Consider the following 16,475-nt stretch of genomic DNA (forward strand, 5'->3'; position numbering starts at 1 on the left):
TTTACTTTGCAGACGGGATATTTCTGCCGTAAATTGTTTTCGTGCTGATGCCGGGCAGCATGCCCAGCTTTCCCGAAAGAGAGCTGATCACATTATTAGGGGCATCCAGCGCCACACTGATAATGTGAATCCCTTTTTCCCGGTAGGGGATTCCCATCCGTCCGATGATGTACTCACCAAATTCAGTGAGCAGGTGGTTCAGTGCATCTACAGATTCCCGGGATTCAAGGATAATTCCTATTAAAGCGATTCTCGTATCCATTGTCAGTCTCCTTAAAATAAACTGGCACATATTCAGAGCAGGAAAGGGAAAGCAGACGAAGAAAAAGCGCCATATGGCGCGAAGACAGGAAAAAGAAGGGGGAAAATCCCTTCAGATCTTAATCTATATCTGCGCCTTATGACTCAGGATGCCCTTTGCCGTCAGAACGTGTGTCTTGTTAAAAATGAGTGTAACATATCGGAAGAAAATATACAATACAGGAAATCAGGCAGATGTGTCAGATATGACAGACGGAAAATCTTAAGAAACATTCTGAACGTTATCTGTTATACTGATTTTGTACGGGATGAAAAAAGTGATATAATAAAATGGATTGCTTATATATTTTTATAAGTCTTTCCCGGAGGGGTGATTATGGCAAAATGGAGATGCAGTCTGTGTGGAGGGAAGCTGTCAGAAGGACGGTGTATACTCTGCGGACTGGACAATACGATTTATAAACGGGAAACCGCTTATTCAGGAGGTGCGTCACAGGAGGAAGGCCGACAGAAACAAAAACAGCGGAGTTACAGCGCGGGGCGTGCGGTTCGTCCGGCAAACAATAGAAAAACAAAAAGCGGACGCCTTACAATAATTGTTATTCTGCTGATTATAATGTTCTCGTTTTTGCCTACGATAATAGAAGTCGTACAGACAGTCATACAGGATATTTCTTCAGATTCCGGCTCGGTTTTTGATACATATACATATTTTGGTGATTCCTATGATGACGAAGATGTTGATTACGATCCCTATGAGTATGTAACAAGGGAGATCCCGGATACAGGAGAATCCGCTGACAGAATCGGTTTTCCTTCCGGAAGGAACAGAGATTTCTGTTGGGCGCGGGATTGTGATTCCGGCTTCTGCCAAAGGGTATTATGATGTGGATTATTCCGGGGATGAGGGGGAATAAAACCGAATCTGAAACAATATTTTACGAAAAGGAGATAATATATGGGAGCAGATATTCTGAACATTTCTCCGGCCATGCTGAATCTTATCTGGCTGGGGCTGTTTATCCTGCTGCTGGTGATTGAGATCATCACAGTCGGTCTGACTACGATCTGGTTCGCGGCAGGGGCGCTGGCCGCGCTGGCGGCAAATGTCCTGGGGGCGAATCTTATCATTCAGATCATCATCTTTCTGGCGGTTTCCGTTGTTCTGCTTATCTTTACCCGGCCGTGGGCAGAGAAGCATCTCAACAGAAAACGGGTCAGAACAAATTATGAAAGAGAGATCGGGAAGGTTATACGGATTACAGAAAAAGTAGATAATCTGGACCAGACCGGAAAAAGTGTGGTTGACGGACAGGAGTGGACGGTCCGTTCCCGAAATGACAGTGATATATTTGAAGCGGGCGCACTTGCCAGAGTTGTGGCTGTTTCAGGGGTAAAACTGATTGTAGAAAAATGTGAGGAGGAGACAGTATGAATTATTCATTTATCAGCATCGGGGTTATTCTGGTTTTAGTTCTTGTAGTTCTTGTGGTACTGATTCTGATTTCGTGTATCAAGATTGTACATCAGGCGCAAGCGGTTGTTGTGGAGCGTCTGGGCGCTTACCTTACTACCTGGAATACAGGGCTTCATTTTAAACTGCCCATTATTGACCGGGTTGCGCGGCGGATTGATTTAAAAGAGCAGGTGGTGGATTTCCCGCCGCAGCCTGTGATTACAAAAGATAACGTAACCATGCAGATTGATACGGTTGTTTTTTATTCTGTTACGGATCCAAAAATGTTCTGTTATGGTGTGGCAAGCCCGATTATTGCTATTGAAAATCTGACGGCTACTACCCTCAGAAACATTATTGGAGATCTGGAGCTGGACCAGACGCTCACGTCCCGTGAGACGATCAACACAAAAATGCGCGCGGAACTGGATCGGGCAACAGATGCCTGGGGAATCAAAGTAAACCGGGTAGAGCTTAAGAATATTGTTCCTCCGACGGCGATACGGGATGCTATGGAGAAGCAGATGAAAGCAGAGCGTGAGAGACGTGAGGCTATTCTCCGGGCGGAAGGTGAGAAGAAATCTACGGTTCTTGTGGCAGAGGGGCAGAAGGAGTCCGTAATCCTTGAGGCAGAGGCGGCAAAACAGGCCGCAATTCTGAAGGCAGAGGCAGAAAAAGAGAAGATGATCCGCGAGGCAGAAGGTGAAGCGGAGGCAATTCTGAAAGTCCAGCAGGCAACTGCAGACGGCCTCCGGTTCCTGAAAGAGGCGGGAGCGGATAACGCCGTTCTGACTCTGAAGAGCCTGGAAGCATTTGAAAAAGCTGCGGACGGCAGGGCCACCAAGATTATTGTTCCCTCCCAGATTCAGGAGATTGCGGGACTGGTCAAATCCATTACGGAAGTGGCCGCTGACGATAAAGGAAATCCGCAGCAGTAGCATAAAGCGTATATTTATTTCCGGAGGAAGCGTATATGTCAGAAGTTCGAAAACATATCGTATTTTACGGCCGTGTACAGGGAGTGGGATTCCGGTATACAGCCAAATATCTTGCCCGTTCCCTGGAACTGACCGGGTGGGTAAAAAATGACTGGGATGGAACGGTAACCATGGAAGTTCAGGGAAGAGAGCAGCTGATTAACAAGCTGCTTACAGGAATGAACCATTCCCGGTTTATATCAATTGAATGGATGGACACGAAAGAAATCCCGCTGGAAGAGGAACGCAGCTTTGACGTAAAGTACTAGTCAGACATTATTTTCAATAGACGAGAGGAGAAACAGACAATGAAATTAGGATTTATCGGAACAGGGAATATGGCAGGAGCGATTATGGGAGGCATTATTAAAAAAGGTCTTATTGCCCCGGAGGAGATAATCGGCGCAGATCTTATGCCGCAGAGCAGAGAGCGTGTGAAGGAGGAATACGGAATTAACGTGACCGCGGACAATAAAGAGGCGGCCGAAAAGTCAGAAGTGCTTATCCTTTCTGTAAAACCGCAGTTCTATGCGCAGACTATTGCGGAAATCAGAGACTGTATCCGGGAAGAACAGATGGTTATAACCATTGCGCCGGGAAAGACTCTGGAATGGCTGGGAGAGCAGTTTCAGAAGCCGGTTAAAATTGTCCGTACTATGCCGAATACACCGGCTCTGGTAGGAGAAGGAATGACAGCGGCCTGCCCGAATGCCTATGTTACAGAAGACGAAAAAAAATATGCACTGGAACTGCTGGGATCTTTCGGAAAAGTTGAAGTCGTGCCGGAGCATCTGATTGATGCGGTTGTAGCTGTAAGCGGAAGCTCTCCGGCTTATGTATTTCTGCTTATTGAAGCCATGGCAGACGCAGCAGTGGCAGAAGGCATGCCAAGACAGCAGGCTTACCAGTTTGCTGCCCAGGCAGTTTACGGAAGCGCGAAAATGGTGCTTGAAACCGGAAAACATCCGGGCGAGCTGAAAGATATGGTATGCTCTCCGGCGGGAACAACAATCGAAGCAGTCCGGGTTCTTGAAGAAAAAGGACTGCGCAGCGCAGTAATAGAGGCAATGAAAGCATGCGCTGAAGTTTCCAGAAATTTATAGACAATTAAAGTAAAAGGGGTCAGTCCCCTTTTGCTCAAGTTGTCAGACGATTACAATGATATCAGCAAAAAACGCAGGATCCATTAGGAGAGAGACTATGAATATACAGGGACTTCAGAAACTGACTCTTTTAGATTATCCGGGCAGAGTGGCCTGTACGGTTTTTCTTGCGGGCTGTAATTTCCGCTGTCCTTTCTGCCACAATGCTTCTCTTGTGACGCATATTGATCCGGCAAATGATATTTCCCGGGAGGAAGTGCTGGCTTTTCTGAAGAAGAGGCAGGGAATTCTTGACGGCGTCTGCATTACCGGAGGGGAGCCGCTGCTGTCACCGGATCTGGAGACGTTCATGGACAAAGTAAAGGAAATGGGATATCTGATCAAACTGGATACCAACGGAAGCAATGTGAACCGTCTGAAATATCTTGCGGACCGGAAACTGATTGATTATGTGGCCATGGATATCAAAAATGTACCGGAGAAGTATGGGATGACTATAGGAATCAAGGAGTATAATCCGGAAAATGTTATTCAAAGCGTTGAGTATCTTATCTCAGGAGCCGTGCCTTATGAGTTTCGTACCACGGTGGTGCGGGAGTTTCACAAAAGAGATGATTTTGAAGAAATCGGCCGCTGGCTGAGGGGAGCGGAAAAATATTATCTCCAGTGTTTTGTGGATTCCGGGGATGTGATACAGCCGGGCCTTCGGGCCTATACGAAAGATATTCTGGAACAGGCACTGGCAATTGTAAGAAAATATATCCCCGGAGCACAGCTGCGGGGAGTTGACTGACCGGAAATCCCCCGGCGCCGGCATATGCGGCAAAATATGGAAAATGCAGAAAACATCAATATCTAGTCTTTGTTAAAAAAGAAACATACTAGATGTTGGTGTTTTTTGTTGACATAAAATATACATGAATGATAGAATGAGTTCAGACGCCCTTTAAAGGGAAAGAGAACGGAATAGATAATGATGCAGAAGAGGGAAAGGAGAAAGGTGAATATGTATCAGGTTAAAAAGAGAGACGGCAAGGTCGCGGAATTTAACCTTGTGAAAATAAGTGAAGCAATCCGGAAGGCTTTCGAGGCGCAGGAGAAGAACTACAATCAGGATATTATTGACATGCTGGCGCTGAAGGTAACGGCGGCTTTTGAGCCGAAGATCAGTGACGGACTGATTTCGGTGGAAGATATTCAGGACAGTGTTGAGTCCGTATTGATTCAGGCAGGATATGACGATGTGGCAAAAGGCTATATTTTATACAGAAAACAGAGGGAGAAAATCCGCAATCTTAATTCTACCCTGCTGGACTATAAGGAAATTGTGGACAGTTATGTCAAAGTAACGGACTGGCGCGTAAAAGAAAATTCCACAGTAACTTATTCGGTGGGCGGTCTTATTCTGAGCAATTCCGGCGCCATTACGGCAAATTACTGGCTGTCCGAGATCTATGATGAGGAGATCGGGAAAGCTCACAAAAATGCGGATATCCACATTCATGACCTGTCCATGCTTACCGGATACTGCGCAGGCTGGTCTTTAAAGCAGCTGATTCAGGAAGGGCTGGGCGGAATCCCTGGAAGAATTACATCAGCGCCGGCGAAGCATTTAAGCGTGCTCTGCAACCAGATGGTCAATTTCCTGGGGATTATGCAGAACGAGTGGGCGGGTGCACAGGCGTTTTCATCCTTTGACACATACCTTGCGCCTTTTGTAAAGACAGACCATCTGACTTATCCCGAGGTAAAAAAATGTATCGAATCATTTATCTATGGCGTAAATATCCCGTCCAGATGGGGAACTCAGGCGCCGTTTTCCAATATTACTTTGGACTGGACCGTGCCCAATGATCTGAAAAACCTTCCTGCAATTGTGGGCGGAAAAGAGATGGGCTTTACTTACGGCGACTGCAAGAAAGAGATGGATATGATCAACCGGGCGTTTATTGAAACAATGATTGAGGGCGATGCAGAAGGAAGAGGATTCCAGTATCCTATTCCTACGTATTCGATCACAAAAGATTTTGACTGGTCCGATACGCTGAACAACCGGCTCTTGTTTGAAATGACCGCAAAGTATGGCACACCGTATTTTTCAAATTACATTAACAGCGATATGGAGCCGAGCGACGTGCGGAGCATGTGCTGCCGACTGCGTCTGGATCTGAGAGAGCTGCGCAAAAAATCCGGCGGATTTTTTGGAAGCGGAGAGAGCACCGGGTCTGTAGGGGTCGTCACAATAAATATGCCCAGAATCGCATATCTGGCGGAAAATGAGGAAGACTTTTACAGGAGACTCGACAGGCTGATGGATATTTCAGCACGTTCTCTCCACATCAAGCGTACAGTAATAACAAAGCTTCTCAACGAAGGGCTTTATCCGTATACAAAAAGATATCTTGGTACATTCGACAACCATTTCTCCACAATCGGCCTGATCGGCATGAATGAGGCGGGTCTGAACGCAAAATGGATCCGGAAAGACCTGACTTCGCCGGAGACCCGGCAGTTTACGAAAGATGTGCTGAATCATATGCGTGAACGCCTGTCGGATTATCAGGAGATGTACGGTGATCTCTATAACCTGGAAGCAACGCCGGCAGAATCAACCACATACCGTCTGGCGAAACACGATGTGGAACAGTTCCCGGATATTATTACGGCAGCGGAGAAAAATGGAACACCCTATTATACCAACAGTTCTCATCTGCCCGTAGGATATACAGACGATGTATTTGAAGCTCTGGATATACAGGATGAACTTCAGACTCTGTACACATCAGGAACCGTATTCCATACATTCCTGGGCGAGAAACTGCCTGACTGGAAGTCGGCGGCAGCTCTTGTAAGAAAAATTGCAGAAAACTATAAACTTCCCTACTATACAATGTCACCCACCTATTCGATTTGTAAAGATCATGGCTATATTACGGGTGAGCAGTACAAATGTCCGTACTGCGGAGCCGAGACGGAAGTTTACAGCCGTATTACGGGATATTACCGTCCGGTGAAAAACTGGAATGACGGAAAGACACAGGAGTTCAGGGAACGCCGGGTATATGATATTACAAACTCCCATATGCGTCCGAGAACCCAGGCCGCGGCCCAGGAAGAAGCAAAGGCAAAGGCGGGATCAGAAGGAACCAGAACCCTTCTGTTTACGACCAGAACATGTCCGAACTGTCGTGTGGCTGCAAATTCTCTTGAGAAAGCACATATTCCTTATGAGATTGTAGATGCGGAAGAAAACAGAGAACTGGTGGAACAGTACGGAGTGATGCAGGCGCCTACGCTGATTGTGGTAAAAGACGGTGAAGTTTCAAAATTTGCAAATGCATCAAATATAAAAAGTTATGCAGAAAAGGAAGGCTGATTTATGTACGATATCGGAATTGTAGGAGGCGGAACCGCCGGGATGACGGCCGCTATTTACGGTCAGCGGGCCGGAAAGAGAACGATTATTATTGAAGGAGGCAATTTCGGCGGACAGATTACATCGTCGCCGAATGTGGAAAATTATCCGGGAATTGCCAGCGTAAGCGGCAGTGAATTTTCCATGAATCTGCTCGATCAGGCAATGAAGCTGGGGGCGGAGACTGTGGTTGAAAAGGTAACAGGGATTCGAAGTGAGGATGGAATTAAAGTAGTAGAGACGACCGGGGGAGTATATCCCTGCAGAAGCGTTATCCTTGCAACAGGTGTGACGCACAGACATCTGGGAATTGCCAATGAGGAACGGCTGACCGGAGCAGGAGTTTCTTACTGTGCTACCTGCGATGGCGCGTTTTTCCGCGGACGGGACGTAGCTGTGATCGGCGGAGGAAGCACTGCTCTTCAGGATGCAGAATTTCTGTCTAATTACTGCAATAAAGTTTATCTGGTACATCGGAGAGACGAATTCCGCGGGGAGGACAGTATAGTAAAACGGCTTTCCGCCAAAGAAAATGTTGAATTTGTTCTGAGCACCGTAGTGAAAGACATCCTGGGTGACAATATGGTGGAAGGGCTGATTCTGACCAATAAAAAGACAGGGAAAGATTTCAGACTTGATGTAGCCGGAGTATTCATTGCTGTAGGGCAGATTCCGAAGAATGAGATCTTTGCGGATGTAGTTAAGCTGGACGGAAGCGGGTTTATACTTGCGGCGGAAGACTGCATGACGTCTGCGCCGGGAATCTTTGCGGCAGGAGACTGCCGGACAAAGGAAGTGCGCCAGCTTACAACGGCGGCTGCCGATGGCGCGGTTGCGGCTCTGGCAGCCTGCAAGTATATCGGGTGAGGTGTCTGAGGAACCTCTCTTATATTATTCGTACCGCTGTACTGAGTTTCGGACCGGCCAGAGCGGCGAGGATGATTTTTGCAGCGTCTCCGGGCAGATAGGGAATTACGCCGGCAGTCAGCGCAGCGCCAAAGGACAGATGCATCTGTCCGGCCAGCCAGGCGGTTCCAAAGCAATAGCATACGGCAGTTCCGAGGATCATACCGATTACGGCTGCGGCATTCTTCCCGGGAAAGCGAAACATCAGGGAACCCTGAATCAATGCAAGAAAAAGAAATCCGACGAGATATCCGCCGGTAGGTCCTGCCAGTTTTCCGATACCTCCGCTGAATGCGGAAAATACAGGGAGTCCGGCAGCTCCCAGGCAGAGATAGATCAGACAGCTTACGGTTCCGGCTTTCAGACCGAGTACATAGACAGCTATGCAGACGGCAAAATTTGTAAGTGTGACAGGAACAGGACTTACCGGTATCGGGATTGAGACAGGTCCCACGATACAGATGACGGCGGTCATCAGTCCGGTAACGGTCAACATTTTAGTGCGGGATGGCGCAGTGCGGCCCCCGGTTCTGAATTCAGACATAGTTTTTTATCTCCTTGTTAACGGATCATCAGTGACATATGGCAGAACAATTTGCCTGTGTTTTCAGATGGTCCGGTTTTTCTGTAAGACAATATAATGCATGGCAGACCAATTGTCAACTAAAATATATATATGGTTAACAAATTGCTGTAGAGCCGGCTTACCGGCACCCGGGCAGAGTTTGTAAAAAGAATAACCCTGATTGAAAGAAGTGCTACAGATTATTTTATAAAAATGTTATGAATGGCCCGGTATATGCGTGCTATAATAGCAGAAGACAGCGCTCCGGATAAAGGTCTGCGTAATCGGGAAGGAAGATAAAAACCATGTTTGGCTATGTTATGATCTGTGAACCAGAATTGAAGGTGAAAGATTTAAAAAGATATAAGGCATATTACTGCGGACTTTGCCGTTCTCTGAAAGAAGAGTATGGTTTTATGGGACAGATGACTCTGACCTATGATATGACATTTGCGGTTATCCTGCTGTCTTCCCTGTATGAGACAGAGACGAAGACAGAGATGCATCGCTGCAAGGTTCATCCCGTTAAAAAGCAGCGGATGCTCAGAAATGAGATTACATCTTATGCGGCGGCAATGAATGTGCTGCTGGCATATTATCATATGAAAGATGACTGGGAAGATGAAAGGAAAGTCAGCAGTCTGATGACAGGGAATCTGCTTCGGAAAAAAGCCCGGAAGATCGCGGAAGCTTATCCCAGGCAGAGCCAGGCTATTCAGCGTGAACTGAAGGCTCTGGCAGAATGTGAGAAAGCCGGCAGTACAGATATTGACCGTACGGCAGGGTGTTTCGGGCGGCTGATGGAAGAACTGTTCGTGTACCGTGAAGATGCATGGGAGCGAAGTCTCAGAAAGATGGGATTTTTTCTCGGAAAATATATATATATTATGGATGCTTATGAAGATCTTCCAGATGATATGGAGAAGGGCAGATACAATCCTTTGAAGAAAATTTATGAGAAAGAAGATTATGAGGAACGGATGCAGCAGATTCTGTGCATGATGATTGCGGAGAGTACTGCAGAATTTGAGCGTCTTCCATGCCTGGTAGATGTGGACATTTTGAGAAATATATTGTATGATGGAGTCTGGAATCGCTATAATAAGATACAGATGAAGAAAAGTGAGGAAGGGAAAAATGACAAAAAACCCATATGATGTGCTGGGCGTGTCTCCCAGTGCATCGGATGATGAGATAAAAAAGGCATACCGTGACCTTACGCGGAAATATCATCCCGATGCCAATGTAGATAATCCTCTGGCCGATCTGGCAGAGGAAAAATTTAAGGAAGTGCAGGAAGCATATGACACGATTATGCATGAACGCTCGTCAGGCAGTTCAGGCAGTTATTCCTATGGAGGCTCATCTTCCGGCAGTTCGGGCAGTTATTCTTATGGCGGAAGTTCTTCTCAGAGCGGCGCACCGGATCCCAGACTTCAGGCAGCGGTAAACTATATCAACAGCAGACGGTTTCGGGAAGCACTTAATACACTGGATCAAATACCGGAGCGATCGGCAATGTGGTATTACCTGAGCGGATGTGCAAATGCGGGACTGGGAAATAATGTTCTTGCAAGAGACCATGCGGCTCAGGCTGTGAATATGGAACCGAATAATCTTCAGTACAGACAGCTTTTAAATCAGCTTGACTTCAGCAGCAGAAGATATCAGAGCAGTCCCTATGGGGCAGGTTACGGAGGCGGTTATTCCTGCGGTACAGGAAATATGTGCTGTGACCTGTGTATTGCGGATCAGCTATGTGAATGTATGGGAGGAGATCTTTGTTCATGCATGTAAAAGCAAAAACGATGGCATTCGGAGGCCTGCTTCTGGCTCTGTCAGTAGTTTTCATGGCCCTTGGCAGCATTATTGAGACAAGTACACTGTTTCTGCTTGCGGCGGCATCCTTTTTTGTGGGAATTGTTGTGCGTGAGTTCGGTCTGCGGGCTGGAGCAGCTTTTTACATTGCCGCCGTATTGCTTGGATTTATTACAGCACCGAACAAATTTTATGTAATTACATTTGCCGCGATGGGATTTTATATCTGGGGAATTGAAGCGGTGTGGAGATGGCTGGAAAAACGACACGAAATGAAGAAAAGAAAGCTTTTCTTCTGGGTTTCAAAATATGTGATTTTTAATATTATGTATATCCCGATAGTGTTTGTGTTCCGAAACCTTCTTTTTGCGCAGGCTATATCAGATATAGTTCTGGCCGGTGTGCTTGCGGGAGGCCAGGTCGGACTGTTTATTTTTGACATGGCATATGATTATGTTCAGGCGCACGTGTGGGGAAAGATGCGCGGAAGAATAATTAACTGAATACCGACTGATATGGAACACACAGAAGGAAAGCCGCCGGCAGGCGCTTGCTTTGTTTATTATGTAGAAAAACGGGAAGTTCTTCGGAACTGCCCGTTTTTGTTCTGAGGGGATATATTTTATTACTGGAATAATTCTCTGCAAAAGGAAAGAGTCACATTTCTGTGACTCAAAGGGGGAAAAAGTTTATGAAAAAGTGTTCTTCTTAAGAACAATTATAGTATATAAATTAGTTGTGTAAAAAGTGTGATGAAGTTTTGAATGGATTATGAACAAAAGTGAAAAAAAATGTGAAGCAGTCAAACGTGGTATGGCAATAAAAGATGAGCCGGGAAGTACAATAATAAGAAAAAATACTTGAAATCAGGAGCAGAAAGGATTATATTAAATGATGGAAAAAGTAATAGATCTTCGGGGTCGGGTGAGAGTCCCAACCGGCGGTATAGTCCGCGACCCGCTTGAGGCGGCTGAACCGGTGACTTTTTAGTGATAGAAAGAATTCCGGTACCGACAGTATAGTCTGGATGAGAGAAGAGAATATACTTACATGGAGTTTTAGTATTCCGTAAGCAGAGCCATAAGGAGCAGATTCAGTACCCCGGACATTCATTGTCCGGGGTTTTTTGACGCAGCAGCTCACAGAAAAAGTTCCTGAGGCGGTTCTCCTGAAAGATTTCCTTTTCCAAATAATATTATATCCTGCGGAGCAGGAAGAAAAGGAGCAATGAAAAATGAGTACAGAAACAAAAACAATGATTCACGCAGAGCCAAAATTCGGAGTGAAAGCACTTGTAAAAATCGGAATGCTGGCAGCGGTAGCCGTAATTCTGATGATTTTCGAAATTCCTCTGCCATTTGCACCGGCTTTCTATGAAATTGATTTTAGTGAAGTGCCGGTTATGGTGGGGTGTTTTGCCATGGGTCCGCTGGCCGGGGCTTTGATTGAGCTGGTTAAAATACTGCTTAATTTCGTGATTACAGGAACTGATACTGCTGGGGTCGGAGAACTTGCCAATTTTATAATCGGCTGCTCTCTCTGTGTTCCGGCGGGACTTATTTATCGGAGAAACAGAACGAGAAAAAATGCGCTTATCGGGATGATTACAGGAACATTGCTGATGACAGTGATCGGTTGTGTTATTAATGCTTTCGTCCTTCTTCCGACTTATGCTGTGGCATTCGGATTATCCATGGATAAACTGGTTGCGATGGGAACGGCAGTAAACTCCGGCATTACAGGTATTTCTACATTTGTAATGTTTGCAGTGGCGCCATTTAATCTTCTGAAAGGTATACTGGTGTCTGTAATTGTATTCCTGATTTATAAAAAAATCAGTCCGATTTTCAGAATGCGTTAATTCATTTTGTGCCGGATGGGCCGGGACGGTTTTTAGAATATCTGCATCGGAATAAATATTTTTTGGAAAAGTCTGCAAAACGACAGCTTTCATTATTTTTGGAGAAAGAGTTCCTTTTTCCACATAGTAAAGCGTGTTCTGCAGATTTTTTTATTTGAATACAGACGGACTGAATTTGTGCGATAAAAGGGGAAAATAAAAATGAAATAAAAAAGTTGACAAGATAAATATTTTGTATTAGAATAGCCTCCGTAACATTTTTGTAATATCTGTAATATAAATGAAAATAATGCATATATTTAATTAAGAACTACATAAAGATATTGCAATAAGTTAAGAGGAGGAGTATATGAAATATAATAAAAACAGGAGATTTATCCTGACCCTGTACCTTGCGGCTGCCAGCACAGCGCTTCTGACAGGGTTTACAAGTTTTGCCGCGGAGAGTGACCATATATCACTTCTGATGAGAAAAGGAGAACCGGTATACGCAGAGTGGGATTTTGGAGAAATTCCGCAGGAAATCCATACAGAAATTTTAAATAGAACGGAAGAAGCGGCTGAAGAAGCACAGGACGCTTACCTGAAGAAGCAGGAGGAAGAAAGAAAAGCAGCTGAAGAGGCGAAGCGACTTGCCGAAGAACAGGCAGCGCGGGAAGCCGCCGCTCAGGCGGATAAAGAACTGCTTGCGGCGCTGATTTTCTGTGAGGCGGGAAATCAGCCGTATGAAGGACAGGTTGCAGTCGGAGCAGTCGTAATGAACCGGGTAAAAAGCAGTTCATATCCGGATACAATTACAGATGTTATATACCAGTCGGGACAGTTTACTCCGGCAATGACAGGGTGGCTGGATTCTGTGCTTGCCAGCGGAGGATATACCGATTCCGCCATGCAGGCTGCGGAAGATGCACTTGCCGGCAGCAATCCGGTAGGAGATTGCCTTTACTTCAGCGCAGGGGGCAGCGGTTACCAGATCGGAGATCATTTCTTCCGGTAACCCGGGGCTGAACCCTTTCTTCCGGTTAAAAAGGAGGAATTCTATGAAGATTGATTATGCCGATATTGTACTTCTGAATGCCGAACTAAAAAGAAAAGATACCAGATACCATGTATCTTATAAAGATGAAAATACAGGATGTATAGAACCGCCGGGAGAGTGCTGTCTGACAGATGACAGGAAAATGAACGCTGTGAAGTGTATTGAGGATTATTACAGGCAGAAAAATGTTGCAGTCCATTTTTCAGAAGACGGACTGTACTTTACGTGTGAGGAAAAGTAAAAACAGGATAAGATATAAGTGGCAGCGATACAGGCAATAATCGCTGCCGCTTATGCTTTACGGATATATTTGCCCGTGTTAAGATAGGAAATGAAAACAGAAATACAGGGGCAGGTAATGCCTCTGTATTTCAGATAATCAGAAAATATAGAAGCATTCTGGAAATAGAATGCCGGGAAATGTATTATATTATGAGTCATTCATTTGTGGAGTATAGAATATGATAAGAGAATTACAAAAAACAGATATCGATACAGTTTCACAAATCTGGCTGGATGCAAACAGAGACGCCCACGACTTTATTCCCGCAGAATACTGGGAAAATAATTTCCTTCCGGTAAAGAAAATGCTGCTTCAGGCGGAAGTGTACGTCTATATGGACGAATGTAAAAATGAGATTGAGGGATTTGTCGGATTGGATCAGGAATATATCGCCGGTATCTTTGTACGAAAAGAAGCCCGGTCTGGAGGAATCGGCAAAGCGCTTCTGGATTTTGTTAAGGAGAAAAAGCAGGAGCTGACGCTGAATGTATACCGGAAGAATGAGCGCGCTGTCAGATTTTATGAGCGGGAAGGATTTCAGATCATAGACAGGACTGTAGATAAAAGTACAGACGAGAAAGAATATCTGATGAAATGGAAAGGAAAGGGATCAATATGCTGATTGTTGTTATAGAGAGATAACTTCTGGTCAGAACTTGTGAAAAAGGAGGCGATAACCTATGCCCAGGAAAAAAATCATTATTTCAGCAGTTATTCTGATCCTGCTGACTGCAGCCGGGTGTATTGCCTGGCGCTGTCGTTATTTTTTTATCGGAACAAGCAGTGCGCCGGTTCAGGCGAAAGAGAATAAAGACTTCGGTATAGCCGACATCCACAGTTCTGTGGATAAGGACGGAGACGGGATTGACGATCAGACGGATATTCTCCAGGGTGCAAGAGAGTATATCGCCACAAAACCGGTCTATAAAAGTAAATATTATTCTACAGGATACCCTGACGATGAGTATGGCGTCTGTACGGATCTTGTGGCAAATGCATTGCGAAGCGCCGGTTATGATCTTATGGAACTGGTGGAAGAAGATATAAATGCACATCCTCAGGATTATGGCATAGAGAAGCCTGACATTAACATTGATTTCCGGAGAGTGAACAATCTGAAAGTGTATTTTGCCCATACGGCGATCCCGCTTACAACAGATATTTATGATATCGATCAGTGGCAGGGCGGAGATATTGTAATTTTCGAGAATCATATTGGGATTGTTTCTGATAAGAGGAATGATGACGGTGTGTCCTATGTAATTCATCATAATGGCCCGTTTCAGAAGTCTTATGAGGAGGATATCCTTGAAAGCCGGGATGATATTATCGGGCATTACCGCATCAGTGAATAAGAGAAACCGGTGAAAGATCGGGAAATGGAGGAAAGATATGGAGCGATGTCCCTGGTGTATGTGCAATGAAAAGATGATCCGTTACCACGATGAAGAGTGGGGCGTTCCGGTGCATGACGACCGGAAGCAGTTTGAATTTCTGATGATGGAAGTCATGCAGTGCGGGCTTAACTGGAATATGATGATCCAGAAGAGGGAGATATTCAGAAATTGTTTTGATAATTTCAGCTTTGACAAAGTAGCGTCATACGGCGAGGAAGAGATTCAGAGGATTCTGGAAACAGAGAGGATGAACTGGTAAATAAATTATAGATGGCGAGGAATCGGCTAATGTTTGCCGAAATTATTATACTGACAATTATGGGCCTCGTTTTGCTGGCCTGGGTTATTTTCTGCGGTATTCAGTTTATACATCACGGCAGGGATGTAGTTGCGGGGGCTGATTTTATCGGACATGTGAAATGTGAAAAATGCGGTACGGAGTATGAAGTGAGTGCTGAAGAATTTACAAAAAGCTATATGTCAAAATACAGAAGTGTAACCAGAACGAAAATACAGGGAGGGGCTTCTGTAAACCGTCCGCAGTACAGTTATTATGCAAAAAAATTCCAATGTCCCTGCTGCGGGAAAAAGAGATACGCACAGGTGCTCAATATCAATGAGCTCAATCAGATGATGACCAGACCTGTGCTTCGCGCGGGAATCCGCTGGCTGATTCTGATGGGAATCGGTGGCGTGCTCATTCTGGCTGTGGCATCCATACCTCTTCATTTTGCTGACCGGGCAAGAGAACAGAGAGTGGAAGAATTACGGGAACAGCAGTATGAGGACTTTAAAGAACGGTACGGATTGTAAACGGCAGTCTGACCGGCAGGAATATACTGTTACCGGAATGGAAACATACAGAATCGGGAATGGAACTTTTCACTCAGAATGCAGTGTTATATAGTTGAAGTAAAGAAAAGGAGGCTGTGTAATATGGCATTAGGTGATAATATCAAAAGACTGAGAGAGGAGCATTCACTGACCCAGCAGCAGCTGGCGGATAAGCTGTATGTATCAAGACAGACTGTATGCCGGTGGGAGAACGGCAGCAGATGCCCGGATCTTATTATGGCGAAAAAGCTGGCAGTGGAGCTGGACGTCAGTCTGGACGAACTGATATCAGATGAGGATCTGAAAGAATTCACAAAAAATGACTTGCCGTTTCATTCCGATATTGTAAAAAGCAGGAAAGAACTGGAAGAAAAACGGAAACGGATTATGGAGTTTATCCAGCTTATAGCAGGAATATTTCTTGCGGTTACGATTTTATGCCGGGTTCAGCTGGAAATCCCTGTCCCGGGATGGGTGATCCTGTTTGCCGTGTGCGCGGAGGCCGCGGCATTTGCGGTCAGATACCGCATATCCCGGCAGCTGGACCGGCTATATTGAGA

The 16,475-nt window shown here is 45.4% G+C and carries 20 protein-coding genes, 1 pseudogene and 1 riboswitch; of the genes and pseudogenes, 19 read left to right on the plus strand and 2 right to left on the minus strand.

What is annotated here, in order from left to right; all coding sequences use genetic code 11:
• Position 1 precedes the first annotated feature (1 nt).
• Complete coding sequence (locus AC0QUU_RS05235; RefSeq protein ID WP_474544998.1) at positions 2–262, minus strand: TM1266 family iron-only hydrogenase system putative regulator; 261 nt, start codon at positions 260–262, stop codon at positions 2–4.
• 375 nt (positions 263–637) lie between these two features.
• Here AC0QUU_RS05235 and AC0QUU_RS05240 point away from each other — a divergent pair, with 375 nt between their 5' ends.
• The 8 genes from AC0QUU_RS05240 to trxB all read left to right on the plus strand — a co-directional run bounded on the left by AC0QUU_RS05240 (position 638) and on the right by trxB (position 8,079).
• A complete protein-coding gene (locus AC0QUU_RS05240) occupies positions 638–1,147 on the plus strand; it encodes a hypothetical protein (RefSeq protein WP_474544999.1) in 510 nt (169 codons plus the stop codon).
• Between the two features lie 72 nt (positions 1,148–1,219).
• Positions 1,220–1,696: an NfeD family protein gene (locus tag AC0QUU_RS05245; protein WP_474545000.1), complete on the plus strand. Its 477-nt coding sequence runs from the start codon at positions 1,220–1,222 to the stop codon at positions 1,694–1,696.
• The gene (locus AC0QUU_RS05250) at positions 1,693–2,655 is read left to right on the plus strand and encodes an SPFH domain-containing protein (protein WP_474545001.1); all 963 of its coding nucleotides are present in this window, start codon (positions 1,693–1,695) and stop codon (positions 2,653–2,655) included. The genes AC0QUU_RS05245 and AC0QUU_RS05250 overlap by 4 nt, the downstream gene beginning before the upstream one ends.
• Before the next feature lie 35 nt (positions 2,656–2,690).
• A complete protein-coding gene (locus AC0QUU_RS05255) occupies positions 2,691–2,963 on the plus strand; it encodes an acylphosphatase (RefSeq protein ID WP_474545002.1) in 273 nt (90 codons plus the stop codon).
• A 39-nt stretch (positions 2,964–3,002) separates the two neighbouring features.
• On the plus strand, positions 3,003–3,797 hold the full coding sequence (gene proC, locus AC0QUU_RS05260) for a pyrroline-5-carboxylate reductase (protein WP_474545003.1): 795 nt from the start codon (positions 3,003–3,005) through the stop codon (positions 3,795–3,797).
• Between the two features lie 97 nt (positions 3,798–3,894).
• Positions 3,895–4,590, plus strand: coding sequence for an anaerobic ribonucleoside-triphosphate reductase activating protein (locus AC0QUU_RS05265; protein ID WP_474545004.1), 696 nt, complete (start codon positions 3,895–3,897; stop codon positions 4,588–4,590).
• 213 nt (positions 4,591–4,803) lie between these two features.
• A complete protein-coding gene (locus tag AC0QUU_RS05270) occupies positions 4,804–7,173 on the plus strand; it encodes a ribonucleoside triphosphate reductase (RefSeq protein ID WP_474545005.1) in 2,370 nt (789 codons plus the stop codon).
• A gap of 3 nt (positions 7,174–7,176) precedes the next feature.
• A complete protein-coding gene (trxB, locus tag AC0QUU_RS05275; RefSeq protein ID WP_474545006.1) occupies positions 7,177–8,079 on the plus strand; it encodes a thioredoxin-disulfide reductase in 903 nt (300 codons plus the stop codon).
• A gap of 19 nt (positions 8,080–8,098) precedes the next feature.
• Here the strand turns inward: trxB and AC0QUU_RS05280 are convergent, their stop codons facing one another.
• On the minus strand, positions 8,099–8,662 hold the full coding sequence (locus tag AC0QUU_RS05280; RefSeq protein WP_474545007.1) for a biotin transporter BioY: 564 nt from the start codon (positions 8,660–8,662) through the stop codon (positions 8,099–8,101).
• Positions 8,663–8,988: 326 nt separating this feature from the next.
• Here AC0QUU_RS05280 and AC0QUU_RS05285 point away from each other — a divergent pair, with 326 nt between their 5' ends.
• The 11 genes and pseudogenes from AC0QUU_RS05285 (at position 8,989) to AC0QUU_RS05335 (ending at position 16,473) form a co-directional block, all read left to right on the plus strand.
• Positions 8,989–9,840 carry a DUF5685 family protein gene (locus AC0QUU_RS05285; RefSeq protein ID WP_474545008.1) on the plus strand — a complete coding sequence of 284 codons (852 nt, stop codon included), beginning with the start codon at positions 8,989–8,991 and terminating at the stop codon, positions 9,838–9,840.
• Entirely contained in the window at positions 9,821–10,480 is a 660-nt protein-coding gene (locus AC0QUU_RS05290; RefSeq protein ID WP_474545009.1) for a DnaJ domain-containing protein, read from the plus strand. The genes AC0QUU_RS05285 and AC0QUU_RS05290 overlap by 20 nt, the downstream gene beginning before the upstream one ends.
• On the plus strand, positions 10,471–11,004 hold the full coding sequence (locus AC0QUU_RS05295; protein ID WP_474545010.1) for a hypothetical protein: 534 nt from the start codon (positions 10,471–10,473) through the stop codon (positions 11,002–11,004). Before AC0QUU_RS05290 ends, AC0QUU_RS05295 begins: the two co-directional genes overlap by 10 nt.
• A gap of 403 nt (positions 11,005–11,407) precedes the next feature.
• Positions 11,408–11,544: riboswitch (FMN riboswitch) on the plus strand.
• Between the two features lie 191 nt (positions 11,545–11,735).
• On the plus strand, positions 11,736–12,362 hold the full coding sequence (locus tag AC0QUU_RS05300) for an ECF transporter S component (protein ID WP_474545011.1): 627 nt from the start codon (positions 11,736–11,738) through the stop codon (positions 12,360–12,362).
• A 349-nt stretch (positions 12,363–12,711) separates the two neighbouring features.
• Positions 12,712–13,359, plus strand: a complete 648-nt coding sequence (locus tag AC0QUU_RS05305) for a cell wall hydrolase (protein ID WP_474545012.1) — start codon at positions 12,712–12,714, stop codon at positions 13,357–13,359.
• A gap of 43 nt (positions 13,360–13,402) precedes the next feature.
• Positions 13,403–13,642, plus strand: a complete 240-nt coding sequence (locus AC0QUU_RS05310; RefSeq protein WP_474545013.1) for an RDAC family protein — start codon at positions 13,403–13,405, stop codon at positions 13,640–13,642.
• A 220-nt stretch (positions 13,643–13,862) separates the two neighbouring features.
• A complete protein-coding gene (locus AC0QUU_RS05315; RefSeq protein ID WP_474545014.1) occupies positions 13,863–14,306 on the plus strand; it encodes a GNAT family N-acetyltransferase in 444 nt (147 codons plus the stop codon).
• A gap of 58 nt (positions 14,307–14,364) precedes the next feature.
• Complete coding sequence (locus tag AC0QUU_RS05320; RefSeq protein WP_474545015.1) at positions 14,365–15,039, plus strand: DUF1287 domain-containing protein; 675 nt, start codon at positions 14,365–14,367, stop codon at positions 15,037–15,039.
• A 37-nt stretch (positions 15,040–15,076) separates the two neighbouring features.
• A pseudogene (locus tag AC0QUU_RS05325) lies at positions 15,077–15,331 on the plus strand (DNA-3-methyladenine glycosylase I); the annotation flags it as partial.
• A gap of 38 nt (positions 15,332–15,369) precedes the next feature.
• Positions 15,370–15,894 carry a hypothetical protein gene (locus tag AC0QUU_RS05330; protein WP_474545016.1) on the plus strand — a complete coding sequence of 175 codons (525 nt, stop codon included), beginning with the start codon at positions 15,370–15,372 and terminating at the stop codon, positions 15,892–15,894.
• Between the two features lie 123 nt (positions 15,895–16,017).
• Positions 16,018–16,473 (plus strand): helix-turn-helix transcriptional regulator, encoded by a 456-nt coding sequence (locus tag AC0QUU_RS05335; protein WP_474545017.1) that lies wholly within the window; start codon positions 16,018–16,020, stop codon positions 16,471–16,473.
• Positions 16,474–16,475 lie beyond the last annotated feature (2 nt).

Source organism: Mediterraneibacter sp. HA8405 (assembly GCF_056148955.1).